Here is a 13024-nt window from a genome sequence, read left to right as displayed (position 1 = left end):
GCGTTACTAGCATAAAAATATCTAAGAAAAGACATATGATTCATATATTTTTTCTTAGATATTAAAACTCGAATTAAAAGATTCCTAGAAACTTCTTTACTTTCACTTTTTCTGGAATCTCTTTCATCACATTCTTCCCATCAATTAGTAACTCTGCATTTTCGGTATAGAAGTAGACCATGTCGACCCCAAACTTAGACTCTATAATATCTAGCGCATCCATCATTTTAAATGCTCGATTATTCACATTATGTGCATCAGATGCTAGAAAATGAGTGAGGTTTGCCTCAATTAGTTGTGCAGAGAACTTCTGGATCTTCTTTCCGAAATATCCCGCTACACTCGAAGCCGTTACTTGTGTAAGAGCCCCTTTCTTCACGAGGTTATACAAAATATCCGGATTGGTGATGATTTCTGTGTTTCTTTCTGGGTGGACGATAATCGGTGTAAATCCCTTAAGTTGAATATCGAATAATAATCGATCGGTATACCTAGGTACATGACCTGAAGGGAGCTCTACGAAAACATATTGAGTCTGATTTAATGGGAGAATATGAATGAGCTCTTCTTCTTCTAAAAACTCCCCGAAGATCCTTGTTTCCTGACCTGGTAGTATCTTCAAAGGAATTTGTTCCTTCTGAAGCACCTCATTCAGCTTCGTTACCTCATCGATAATCGTTCGCTTATTGTTATCGTATTGTCCGTTTTTATGATGGGGAGTAGCGATAATTGTATCAATGCCTTCCTTTACCGCTTCTCTTGCCATTGCAACAGACTCACTTACATCCTTTGCCCCATCATCAACGGATGGGAGGATGTGACAATGGATATCAATCATACATTCCACTACTCTCCAAATATTTTAATTTGAGATTTTAGAAAATCGTTATATATCATACCATATACCTACTAATCTGGCAATTAACTCCTATTTTCCACCATAGTAATAATAGTATTGAGATTTGTCTTGCTTCTTATTATTTAAAATGACTCCTAATAGCTTTGCTTTCGATGCAGTCAGCTGCTCCTTCGCTTTCAATGCATTTTCCTTTTCCGTGAAGTTAGAGGAAACAACCAGTACGGTTCCATCGCATTTATTGGCTAAAAGCTGAGCATCTGTTACCACTAGTACAGGTGGTGAGTCGAAAATAACCATATCAAATTCATTCAGTGCTACTTCAATAAACTCGTCCATGGAGCGTGAGCTTATTAATTCAGCTGGATTGGGAGGAACCGGTCCGCATGGTAGCACAAATAAATTTGATGAATCGATTTGCGTGGCTGCCTCATGTAAATCAGATTGCTTTTTTAATATGGTCGTTAATCCAGATGTATTCATTAAGCTAAACGTATAGTGAACGGTCGGTTTTCGCATATCAGCATCAACAAGCAGAACCTTGTTCCCTTGTTGCGCAAATACCGTTGCCAAATTGGCAGCTGTTGTCGATTTCCCTTCACCCGGCCCAGATGATGTAACCATAAGCGTACGAATTTCATGATCCACTGTTGAGAATTGGATATTGGTACGGATCGTACGATATTGCTCTGATACCGGTGACTTCGGATCGTTCTTTACAACCAGTTTTCGTTTAAAGTCAGACACCTTTGCTTTTTTCTCTTTTTTAAACGCCAACTCTCTCACCTCGTGTACGTGTTTTGCTTGAACGGCTAGTTTCTGGCACTGTTTCTTGAATCGTTGGGATTGCACCTAGTACAGGTAGTCCAAGTGTTTGTTCAATATCCTGTTCGGTCTTAATCGTGTTATCAAGGTATTCTAATAAAAAGGCGATTCCCACACCCAGCATTAATCCGACCACAAGGGCGATCGCAATATTCATTAATGGCTGTGGTTTAATTGGGGATTGGTTATCTACTACCACTGCTTTTGCTAGAATACTTACGTTATCAACATTCATAATCTCTTTAATCTCTTTTTTGAATACAGAGGCTGTAGTATTCGCAATATCTGCGGCAAGCTTTGGATCTGGGTCTTGTACAGAAATATTAACGACTTGAGAGTTTTGCTCACTTTGCACCGTAATCTTTCCATTTAACTGGGCAGCTGTCATATTTAAGTCTAGTTCCTTAGAAACCAAATCTAAAATGGCTGGACTTTTAATAATGACATTGTACGTATTGATGAGCTGCAGGTTTGTTTGTACTTCCCCCACATTGTAGGCGGCTTGTTCATCCTTTGATTGGTTTACAAGAATTTGCGTTGATGCTTGATAGATTGGAGTAAGGTAAAAAAAGCTAATCAGACCACTGATTGTTGCAAAAAGAATGGTAATTAAAGCTATTAAACTAAGACGTTTTCGCAACGTCAAAAATAGTTCTTTTAGACTAATTGTTTCTTCCATCGTATCCTCCTAAAATGAAAAACTTCTAGTATTATAGCATAAAACATGTTGAGAAAAATGACGTTTTTTGTCATACTTTATATAATTTTGAAGAAGATTCCTCTTATTTATCTCTGATAATAACGATTTTTTGGTAAAATTATAGTATTTTAGATAAATTAACCATAATTAATAAAAACAAAAAGGAGTGACATACTATTGAAAGCCTTTTTTACTATTTTTGTCGGTTTCATATGCTTAGTTCTATTAATCCTAGGTAACCTTCATTGGCAAAAGAAAATAGAAATAACCGGAGATGGTTCTAGCTATCACGCTACCGCCGTTAATGACGATGAGACAGAAGCATTTGCCCAAACAGATCCACTGATGGAGCATGCTGCGAATTGGTCTGAAGGAGAAAAACAACAATTCCAAACAGCACTCGCTGAAAATCGTCCTTATCATATTCTTATCGTTGGTTCCGAGCAGTTGGGTGAGGGTGAAACCTCTTGGACAGCTCTATTTCAAAATGACCTGTTAGCTACATATGGGGAACAGGCAATGACCATTGAAACCACCACCTATTCTGAAACAACTGCCGAATTTGTTTCAGCAGGAAAGCAAGCGGAGTGGGCGGCTAAACAAGCGGACCTGATTATTTGGGAACCTTTTGTTCTCACCGATAACGCTGTCGTTCCTATTGAAGAATCTCATGAATATATAACAACTGTTATGAACGAAGTAAAAGCAGCCAACCCGAATATAACATTTATTCTTCAACCACCGAATCCTTTGTATCAGCCTAAGCTGTATAGAACTCAAGTAGAAGAATTGAAGTCATTCGCTGAGGAAAATAACATCCTTTACCTTGATCACTGGACTAGCTGGCCCGATCCGATGTCCGAGCAAGTACGAAATTACTTAAATGAAGACAATCAGCCAAATGAAGAAGGTCACCGTGTGTGGGCCGAATTTTTCATTCAGCGGTTTATTGTACAATAGGGAACCTGCCGTTTATTCGGCAGGTTTTTTGTTATCTATTTATTTTTACAAGTGGTTGTAAGTCCTTTTTTATTTCTTCTATTAATTGATGCAGTTTCACGTCCTGCTTTGAGCCTTTTTCATATATTTTGAGGATGAGTTCTAGAAACTCATTATTTTTGGATTCAGAATTCAAAACTTCTCCTCCCAATTGTTGCAATATTCTTGATTTTACCTCCTACGTCAGAATTTGTAAATATATTTCGTTTTTAATAGCGAAATTTCTGTTCGTTAAAAGTTCAATTTGCTTTATACTATATTTTTCATAGATCATTTTACCTAATTATAGATAAATACCCATTTTACACCGCCTCAATATGGTAAGATAGAATTAATTATTTCTATAGATTAGGAGGATTTGTCAAAAAATGAAGAAAAAAGTCGTATCTCTTACTTCTGCCGTTCTATTAACCTCTACTTTTGCTACCAATACACTAGCTAGTACATATACCGTACAAAAAGGCGACACCCTTACTCGTATTGCTACTAAATACAATACAACTGTCCCTGCTATTAAATCTTTAAATAATCTATCCTCCAATATGATTTATATCAATCAAGTTCTTAAGGTGGATGAAAGTACCACACCTACACAACCTGTACAAGCTCCAACCGTTACACAGGTGAAGTATCACACGGTTGCTTCTGGAGATAGCCTAAGTAAAATTGCCAGCATGTATAAAATTTCGTTGAGCGATCTACGAAAATGGAACAATCAAAATAGTGATCTAATATATCCAGGACAGAAATTTATTGTTTCAAATCCTAGTAATACTACAAGTACTCCTGTTGTTACACCTGCCCCGTCTACTTCCGCACCTACAACTCCAGTTGCGGAAAATACGGCCGCCGAGTATGTTGTTAAAAGCGGGGACTACCTTGGAAAGATCGCTACTCAGTACAAACTTACTGTGCAGGAGTTAAAAACGTTAAACGGATTGCAATCAGATATGATCTATGTAGGGCAAAAGTTAAAAGTTAGTAAAACGGCAACTCCTGCTACACCAGAAACTAGTCCGACTACAAATGTCGACCCTGTTGTAGAGACGTCGAAAACATTGCTTGGGATTCCGTATGTATGGGGAGGAAACACTCCTGAGGGATTTGACTGTAGTGGTTTCATTTATTATGTCTTTAACCAAGCTGGAACAAAAATTGGCCGATACTCTGCAGAAGGATACTATAGCCGCTCCTATTATGTGGACAAACCACAAGTTGGAGACCTACTATTCTTTGAAAATACATATAAAGCGGGAATCTCTCATATGGGAATCTATATAGGTAATAACGAGTTTATTCATGCAGATGCTAAAGGAGTCGTTATTACAAACTTAAACAACACCTATTACAAAGAGCGCTTTGACGGGTATAAAAGATTTTATTAAATTTCGATCAACCTCCAATATCCTTGGAGGTGTTTTTTATACAAAAAATTATATGAATATTCACAAATTAGTTATATAGGAAATACTTTTCTACTTTCCTCTATCAAACATTTTCTATATAATGGATTTATGATTGTTTTTTCCTAGTAGATTGGAAGTTTTTTAAAATTAGCTATTAAAAAATAGGAATCTTCTCCGATGTTATATAGTAGCAGACGTATTTTTTACTAGAAATGAGGATTCTCAGTGATTAATATAAATGAAAAGGATTTTATAGAGACAGTCCAGCTAAAAGGACTGCAAGTATCATTGGTAGCCTCTAGCAATACAACAGAAATTATACATCATAAGCTAGAGCATGGAGCTAATTGGGCACTAGGTCCTGAAGAAGGCTGGAATGCATTAGAGTATTTTATTGTCCTTAACGGGGAATTGAAGACCTTTCCTGAAGATAGTGGCTTAAAATCTCTAAAACCTGGCGATTCCTTTCACAGATATCCAGTTAAGGCTCACTATACCTTTCAAGCTGTCGGTACCACAGAGTTTTTATATGTTTCATCACAACCTATTTTCTATCAATATAGTAGAACTGTGACGGAATTACATGAGATGGTTCGAGCAATTGAAGCTAAAGATGGGTATACCATGAACCACTGTACTAGGATTACGAAGCTTTCCATGATTCTTGGAGAATCTTTTGACCTTGAGCCAGAGCAGATACTAAGATTAAATCTAGGCTCTTTTTTTCATGATATTGGTAAGATTAAGATACCTGATGAAATTCTTAAGAAACCTGGAAAGCTAACGCCTGAAGAATGGGAAACCATGAAAAAACACCCTACCTATGGTCGAGAGTTATTAGAGGAATCCTCTATACCTATTGTTGGATCAGCAGGGATTGTTGTTGAACAGCATCATGAACGTTATGATGGAAAGGGGTATCCGAAGGGATTAGCAGGTGACGAGATCACTATAGAAGCTTCTATTATTTCTGTTGTAGATTCCTATGATGCCATGACGACAGATCGAGTCTATCAAGATAGAAGAACACCAGATTACGCGTTTAATGAGTTATTACGATGTCGTGGAACCATGTACCATCCTGACGTTGTTGATAAGTTTATAGAATTAAAAGATACTATATTAGGAGTGAAAGAACAGTGAAAAAATTAGTATTATCTTTCGTAGCAGTTTTAATCTTTGCAATAAGCATTTCCGTTGCACCTGCTAAAGCAGCTTATTTATCTGAGTACGACAAGTATATTGAAGTAACCCCTGAGCAAGCTCGTGCGGCTGCCGATTTACTTGGATTAAAGAATATTCCTCTTGGAGAAGAAACTGCCCAAATGTCTTTTGAGATTCAAGAAGCATTCATTGCCAAGTTAGAGACCATTCTAAAGACTGAAATTGACCACTACTATATTTGGTTAACTATTAATGGTCAACCTGTTTTAGGAATAGACCCTCCTATTGTTATGCTTTAATACACTCGCTTTTTTGTTTGTGCTGCTTGTAGAGGAAATTTTTATTTCTTTACAGGCTTTTTTAATGCCTTTATTCTAGTCTTTGTATCTAAGTTTTCCACTTTAAAGATCATTTTATTAATAAAATTTAGACTTATTTCTAGAATTTTATATGAATGGAGGGAAATTGCAAATGAAACCAATTAAATCATCCTTGCTAACTATTCTTTCCTTTCTCCTCATGTTTTTTTCTGGCTATCATCCTTCCTTAGTAAAAGCAGATGAAATGGCAAACGAGGAAAAAAAGGAAGTTATTATTGTTTATAAAAATGAAGACGGGAAAGAAGATATATTAGAAGAAACGGAAAAAGTAGACTACGAGTTTCAAACAGTTCCAGCAATTTCCGTAACTATAACAGAAGATGAAATACAGCAGTTAGAATCTAACCCTAATATTGATTATATAGAAGAAAACATCTCATTTAGTATTACAGAAATAGAACCATTAAAAGCTTTACAATCATCGATGGCTACATCTACAGGTGGAACTCCATGGAATATATACGAAACTAATGCTCGAGAATCCTGGAATGACGGTTTTACGGGGGCTGGAGTCAACGTAGCCGTACTTGATACAGGCATTGCCAGCCATAAAGAGTTAACTATCGCAGGTGGAGTCTCAACGGTGGATTACACAAATTCGTGGCAAGATGACAATGGACACGGGACACATGTTTCCGGTATTATTGCGGCCCAGCCTAATATTGCGAGTGTAAATGGGTTAGATATTACTGGGGTTGCACCAGGTGTTAACCTTTTTGCTGTTAAAGTATTGGATAAAGCGGGGTCCGGTAACCTTCAAGATATCTTGGAAGGGTTGGACTGGTCTATTACCAATGGAATGGATATTGTAAATCTAAGTATAGGTACTTCTGAATATAGTAAACTATTTGAACAAATGATTAACAAAGCTTATAATAGCGGGATTATTATTGTGGCAGCTAGCGGGAATGATGGGTTACAGAATTCAGTAAATTATCCTGCAAAGTTTACGAATACCATTGGAGTTTCATCCGTCAATCAATCCTTAAATATAAGCAACTTCTCTTCCACTGGTAACGAAGTAGAGTTCTCAGCCCCTGGTGAAAATATTATTAGTACTTATAAAAATGGGGATTATACTATTGAAAGTGGTACATCACAAGCAACGCCTCATGTCACCGGTATGTTGGCCCTTTTAAAAGAGAAACAACCCAATGTAACAAATAGTGAATTAAAAACGTTACTTAGGAATCATACAAAAGATTTAGGTGTTACGGGAAGAGACCCTTATTATGGTTATGGAATGATCTATTATCAATCAAATTTAAGCCCTGTAACAAGCCCATCTGTTAGCTATTCAACACATGTACAGACATATGGATGGTTGGATTTTGTTTCTAATGGTGAATTAAGTGGAACAATAGGACAAGCGAAACGAATGGAAGCCATTAAAGTTAGCTTACCAAAAGATAACCCTTATAGTGGTTCTATTACGTATTCGACTCATGTTCAAGGTATTGGGTGGCTAAATAATGTATCCAATGGAACAATATCCGGGACATTAGGGCAAGGTAAGCGAATGGAAGCCATTAAAATACAGTTATCTGGAGAGATTGCTAATTATTATGACCTTTATTACCGAGTTCATGCACAAAGCTTTGGTTGGTTAGGATGGGCGAAAAACGGGCAAGCCTCAGGGACTGAGGGCCTTTCCAAGCGATTGGAAGCCATTGAGATTGTTTTAGTTAAAAAAGGTGGACAAGCACCAGGGTCCACTGATAGAGCTTTTGTGACTAAACCTACCATAAATTACACCACACATGTTCAAACATATGGCTGGCTTGAGTATGTTAAAGATGGGGCACTAAGTGGAACGGTGGGACAATCCAAACGATTAGAAGCCATTAAGATTCATTTGCAAAATGCCCCTTATAGTGGTTCTATTACGTATTCGACTCATGTTCAAGGTATTGGATGGCTAAATAATGTATCCAATGGAACAATATCCGGGACATTAGGACAAGGTAAGCGAATGGAAGCCATTAAAATTCAATTAACTGGTGAATTGGCTAATTACTATGATGTATACTATCGTGTTCATGCCCAAAGCTTTGGTTGGTTAGGGTGGGCAAAAAACGGGCAAGTCTCAGGGTCTGCAGGGTTATCCAAACGGTTGGAAGCTATAGAAATCCTTCTAGTTTCAAAGGGTGGGCAAGCACCTGGTTCCACATCATTACCGTTTATCAAACGTTAAATAGCAAGCTTGTAGAGACAGTGTTTTCTCTACAAGCTTTTTTTATATTTTCAAGTGCCTTAAACAGTTTTTATCTCTCATACAATTCAATTGGCAGCCCATCCGGATCAACAAAGAAAGTAAACTTTTTATCGGTAAACTCATCTATACGAATGGGTTCAATATCAATTCCTTTATCCTTTAACTCCAAAACCGCTTCCTCTATTTCCTCTACCTCAAAGGCAAGATGTCTTAACCCCGCTGCTTCCGGATAACTAGGTCTTTTCGGTGGATTTGGGAAAGAAAACAATTCGATTTGATACTGACCATTCACTTCAAGATCTAGCTTATACGAATCTCTTTCTTTTCTATATATCTCTGCTTTTGGTGTTAAACCGAGAATATCTACATAGAACTTCTTTGACACCTCATAGTTCGAGCAAATAATTGCGATATGATGAATCTTGTTTAGGTTCATTACCAATCTTCCCTTCATTTATAAACCCCTCCTTCGTAGGAGAGGTTCTCTCATTATTCTGGTTTGAACACTTTCTTTACCTTGTCAACGACAACCTTAGAACCTCCTCTCCCCTCGACATGTTCAATCATCATGGCGACAAGAAGACTCGGGTTGTTCGTGTTATAGGCAACAAACCAGCCATTTTCTTTTCCAGCTTCCGTTTGTTTTTCCTTAAATTCAGCTGTACCTGTTTTTCCAGCTAACGGGTAGCCTTCTATTTTTGCTGCATGGGCAGTACCCCTTGGATTTTCAACTACTTGTGTTAAGGCTTGGTTTAATTTCGTGATATGTTCCTCACTTACTAAGGAGGATTTCCATACCTGGCTTTTCTCATCATCCAAGAGAAGTGTGGGCTTAATCATATTTCCATTATTGACGAGCATCGTATACGCACTTGCTAAATGAAGGACATTCATTTCAAGCTGGCCTTGACCATAACCTGAATCAGCTACTTGAATATTTGAATCCATTTTTCCAAAAGTAGAGGTTTCTAACGGGAATAGGAAGTCAACTTCCTCCTCAAACCCAAAGTTCTTGAGACCTTGTTCAAACTTCTCCCTTCCTAATTCTAGTGCGGTTTGTGCGAAATAGATATTATCTGAGTAAAGCAACGCATCATCCATAGCAACAGGAGCACCTGGATCAGTCACCCTCGTTACGTAATAGCTCCCCCAAGAGGAATCCTTCTGCCACTTCTTACCACTAACTTGTATCGTCTTTTGCCAGTCCGTTGTTCCTGCCTGGAGGGCAATGGCTGCTGTTACTGGCTTGATTACTGACCCTGGAGAAAAGTTTGCCTTGAAACGATTTAAAAGTGGCTGCTTCGGGTCCTCCTCTAATGCTTTCCAATCAGCGGCTGTAGCTCCAAGGGTTAGCTTATTCGGATCAAAGCTTGGGCTGCTCACAAGCGCAAGAGTTTCCCCGGTTGTTGGGTGAATAGCCGCACCCGTTCCTGCTTCCCCTTTTAACTGAGTGTACATGTCCTTTTGAACTGCTCCATCAATCGTAAGCTTGATATTTTCTCCATTTTTCACGGGTTTTTCTGTCAATACGGTTTCTGTTCCGTCCTCCTTTTGAATAAGGATTTGCACTCCTTGTTCTCCTTTTAGACGTTTTTCAAGAACCTGCTCCAGTCCTCTTTTCCCAATTACATCATTGGCGGAGTAGCTTCCAGGCTCTTGTTCTTCCAGCTCCTCCGCTGTAATGGGTCCCACGTACCCTATTAAGTGAGCAGCAGCTTCCCCAAATGGATACACACGGGCTTCCACTGTTTTCTTCTGCACACCTGGTATTTGAGCTAGCTTTGCCCTCAGCTCCGTATCACTTTCGGAGATGGTCTTTATTGGGACAAAATAATCAGGTTGGACCCAGCTAGCATTCAAGGCTTTTTCAATGCTTTCTTTCGTCATCGCTAAGACAGTGGAAAGCTGTTCAATGACCGCAGCTTCCTGCCCTTCAATGTCCTTAGGTACTAGCCCCATCTCGAGAGCGGTTCCAGTAGTGGCTAGCTCTAAGCCATTGCGATCTAGGATTTCTCCACGTGTTGGAGTGACGGTGTTGATTCCCACCTTATCTCCTTCGTCCAACTCAGGGAAAATATATGTAGTGTCCCAGTTAAGATACCAGTCTGTACTATCTTCTCTTTCTTCCTTCGTTAACCGTGCATCATGCTCAAAGGCAATCTCACCTGCAATACTATTCATGCTAACGGTAAAAGGAAGACTTACCTCTGTGACCTTTTTATCTCGTTCCTTTGCTTCCTTTGGTTTTTCGTAAGTGACTTTAAGATCGGTGATTACAAGATCACTGTATATTTTCTTGTAGCGTTCGACAAACTCTTTCTTATTTATACTGTCCTTTGCTTCTGCGGAAAGATAGTCGTACATGTCTTCAAATTTATGGTCATTCCAAAGCTTTACATATGTTGAGAACTGCTCCTCAGGTACGGGCTCTTTGTTACAGCTTGTTAGGATAAAGATACTACAAACCATTAGGAGCCATATGAATTTTTTCATGCTTCTCCTCCTCGTAACTTACTTTCTTAATTTTACCATATTCACCATTCAAGCTTACATTTTTTCATCCTTACAGGTTTCGAGTCGTTTCTATATTTTTTTACAAATACTGAGAAGTTCTTATAGCAAAATAACCGTTTTCAAACTATACTATTCTAGTACTATACTTTTTCCATTTAGGAGGAAATTATGAGGCAGTTTTTAATTGTACTTTCTATTCTAGCAATTGGTTTTAGCTTCATCCCAACGAAGGCTTTTGCCCTTGAGCAAAATGACCCAGAAGTAGATGCGTTTCTGGAGGAAATCGGCTGGGAAAAGCAAGATTACATTGATTATCTTGAAAGCAAGGAATGGGGTTTAGAATACTTTGATTCTGTTGATGAGTTAGGGACTCCGCTATCAGAGGAAGGTGTTCAACAAGTACTTGTGGAGTTTGATTTAACTCGTGAGGAATTAAATGAATTACTTGTAGAATATGGGGATATTGAAGAAGGTCAGGATGTTCTTGATGGCACTTATCTAATTTTTAATGAAGAACTAAGTGAATATGTAGACTATTATCTAAATGAGTGGGTAGGTACCCCGATTGATGAAAATAATCTTCAGGATCTTTTGGAAGCGTATGGATTTGGTTCTAAAGAAGAATTAGAAGCATACTTAAATACGTTTGATGATTCGATTGAGAATTATGAGTATATTGAAGATTTAGAGATTGCTATCGATATCTATCAAACAGATGGAGAGGCATTGGAGGAAATTCAAAAGCTATTTGATTCTATTGGACTTACTGAAGAAGAAATTGAGAGATTGTTCCTTCACATTGAAGCGATTGATTTTGACGAAGCTGCTCTACTTGAACTGAGCGAAAGAATGATTGGATTAGAAGAGTTTGAAAATGTGGAAGAGCTAACAGCAGAACAAATTGCTGAGCTTCTAGATATTTTTAATGATTTACAAAATATTTTTCAAATCCAAACGAAATACTACCTTGTTAAGGATGGTGTAAAAACGGCTATTTCAATAGAGTCTCTCATGAAGATGACCTCTTCAGAGGGATACGATTTGTTAATAGAGGTTTATAGTACTAGTGGTGATTTCCTATTAGATGTTTTATTCACGGCTGACATGTTTGGATCTGAGGTTATTGCTGAGACAGGAAAAGATATTCAAAAAGCTGAAGAAATTATTACGAATAATAAAACAGTTGCTAAGACTGTAAAAGGTGGAAAACTACCAAACACTGACTCTAATTATGTTGATAGAGCGTTAATCGGTTTTGGATTCGTTATTGTTGGAGCCTTTCTATTTTTACGCCTTAGAACGAGGGAATCTGTAAAATGATGTTAAGTAGGAAAGAAAAAAATAGAAAAAAGAAAAAAAAGGCCCCCATCCTTCTAGTGGTTTCTATTTTGCTCATTTCTTTCGGAATTTTTTTTAGTGGAACGAATAGTTATAAGTTTCTAAAGGGATTCTTTCTTTACAAAATGGGACAGGTTGAATTTACCGAAACTAAGTCTGCTGCAAACACAGAAGAGGTACAAGCTTCTACCGGTCAAGATGAGGAGCTTTATTCCAAAAAGCCGGAGATTGGTGAAAATATTGGAAATTTAGTTATTCCAAAAATCGAAGCCACTCTCCCCATTATTCATGGCACTGCTGAAGAGGAATTAGAAAAAGGAGTTGGACATTTCGCGGGAAGTGTCCTTCCTGGAGAGTCAGATAACTCTGTTCTATCTGGTCATCGTGATACTGTGTTTCGAAGGCTTGGTGAAGTGGGCAAAGGGGATTTGCTTGTCGTAACTACTTCGGCGGGTGAATTTACTTACCGAGTGAACCGTGTGCGGATTGTGGATGCAGATGACCGTACCGTGATTGTACCAAAACCGAAAGCAACCTTAACGGTATCCACTTGTTATCCGTTTGATTTTATCGGTGATGCGCCACAACGGTACATTCTTGTTGCTTCACTCGTATCTAGCAGCTAAA

The 13024-nt window shown here is 38.1% G+C and carries 13 protein-coding genes; 7 read left to right on the top strand and 6 right to left on the bottom strand.

Features of this window, described 5'->3' with window-relative positions; genetic code table 11:
- Nucleotides 1–73: 73 nt before the first annotated feature.
- The 3 genes from M3175_RS15715 to M3175_RS15705 all read right to left on the bottom strand — a co-directional run bounded on the left by M3175_RS15715 (nucleotide 74) and on the right by M3175_RS15705 (nucleotide 2360).
- Entirely contained in the window at nucleotides 74–838 is a 765-nt protein-coding gene (locus tag M3175_RS15715; RefSeq protein ID WP_251520799.1) for a tyrosine-protein phosphatase, read from the bottom strand.
- Between the two features lie 90 nt (nucleotides 839–928).
- Complete coding sequence (locus M3175_RS15710) at nucleotides 929–1633, bottom strand: CpsD/CapB family tyrosine-protein kinase (protein WP_251520797.1); 705 nt, start codon at nucleotides 1631–1633, stop codon at nucleotides 929–931.
- A complete protein-coding gene (locus M3175_RS15705; protein WP_251520794.1) occupies nucleotides 1623–2360 on the bottom strand; it encodes a YveK family protein in 738 nt (245 codons plus the stop codon). The genes M3175_RS15710 and M3175_RS15705 overlap by 11 nt, the downstream gene beginning before the upstream one ends.
- Before the next feature lie 198 nt (nucleotides 2361–2558).
- Between M3175_RS15705 and M3175_RS15700 the strand changes: the two genes are divergently transcribed.
- A complete protein-coding gene (locus M3175_RS15700) occupies nucleotides 2559–3341 on the top strand; it encodes an SGNH/GDSL hydrolase family protein (protein WP_251520791.1) in 783 nt (260 codons plus the stop codon).
- 31 nt (nucleotides 3342–3372) lie between these two features.
- Here the strand turns inward: M3175_RS15700 and M3175_RS15695 are convergent, their stop codons facing one another.
- Nucleotides 3373–3516 (bottom strand): YwzD family small protein, encoded by a 144-nt coding sequence (locus M3175_RS15695; protein WP_251520788.1) that lies wholly within the window; start codon nucleotides 3514–3516, stop codon nucleotides 3373–3375.
- 232 nt (nucleotides 3517–3748) lie between these two features.
- Here M3175_RS15695 and M3175_RS15690 point away from each other — a divergent pair, with 232 nt between their 5' ends.
- The 4 genes from M3175_RS15690 to M3175_RS15675 all read left to right on the top strand — a co-directional run bounded on the left by M3175_RS15690 (nucleotide 3749) and on the right by M3175_RS15675 (nucleotide 8524).
- The gene (locus M3175_RS15690) at nucleotides 3749–4765 is read left to right on the top strand and encodes a C40 family peptidase (RefSeq protein WP_251520785.1); all 1017 of its coding nucleotides are present in this window, start codon (nucleotides 3749–3751) and stop codon (nucleotides 4763–4765) included.
- A gap of 246 nt (nucleotides 4766–5011) precedes the next feature.
- Nucleotides 5012–5929 carry an HD-GYP domain-containing protein gene (locus M3175_RS15685; RefSeq protein ID WP_251520783.1) on the top strand — a complete coding sequence of 306 codons (918 nt, stop codon included), beginning with the start codon at nucleotides 5012–5014 and terminating at the stop codon, nucleotides 5927–5929.
- Nucleotides 5926–6249, top strand: coding sequence for an 8-amino-7-oxononanoate synthase (locus M3175_RS15680; protein WP_251520767.1), 324 nt, complete (start codon nucleotides 5926–5928; stop codon nucleotides 6247–6249). Before M3175_RS15685 ends, M3175_RS15680 begins: the two co-directional genes overlap by 4 nt.
- Before the next feature lie 172 nt (nucleotides 6250–6421).
- Nucleotides 6422–8524 carry a S8 family serine peptidase gene (locus tag M3175_RS15675; RefSeq protein ID WP_251520763.1) on the top strand — a complete coding sequence of 701 codons (2103 nt, stop codon included), beginning with the start codon at nucleotides 6422–6424 and terminating at the stop codon, nucleotides 8522–8524.
- Nucleotides 8525–8594: 70 nt separating this feature from the next.
- Here M3175_RS15675 and gloA2 read toward each other — a convergent pair whose 3' ends face one another.
- Nucleotides 8595–8981 (bottom strand): SMU1112c/YaeR family gloxylase I-like metalloprotein, encoded by a 387-nt coding sequence (gloA2, locus tag M3175_RS15670; RefSeq protein WP_251520986.1) that lies wholly within the window; start codon nucleotides 8979–8981, stop codon nucleotides 8595–8597.
- A 53-nt stretch (nucleotides 8982–9034) separates the two neighbouring features.
- Nucleotides 9035–11038, bottom strand: coding sequence for a penicillin-binding transpeptidase domain-containing protein (locus M3175_RS15665; RefSeq protein ID WP_251520759.1), 2004 nt, complete (start codon nucleotides 11036–11038; stop codon nucleotides 9035–9037).
- A 189-nt stretch (nucleotides 11039–11227) separates the two neighbouring features.
- Between M3175_RS15665 and M3175_RS15660 the strand changes: the two genes are divergently transcribed.
- Nucleotides 11228–12379 carry a processed acidic surface protein gene (locus M3175_RS15660; protein WP_251520756.1) on the top strand — a complete coding sequence of 384 codons (1152 nt, stop codon included), beginning with the start codon at nucleotides 11228–11230 and terminating at the stop codon, nucleotides 12377–12379.
- Entirely contained in the window at nucleotides 12379–13023 is a 645-nt protein-coding gene (gene srtD, locus M3175_RS15655; RefSeq protein WP_371321702.1) for a class D sortase, LPxTATN-specific, read from the top strand. The genes M3175_RS15660 and srtD overlap by 1 nt, the downstream gene beginning before the upstream one ends.
- Nucleotide 13024: the final 1 nt, after the last annotated feature.

Origin of the sequence: Robertmurraya korlensis, from assembly GCF_023715225.1 — a bacterium.
Lineage (GTDB): Bacteria > Bacillota > Bacilli > Bacillales > Cytobacillaceae > Robertmurraya_A.
This window is presented reverse-complemented; position numbering and strand designations above follow the sequence as displayed.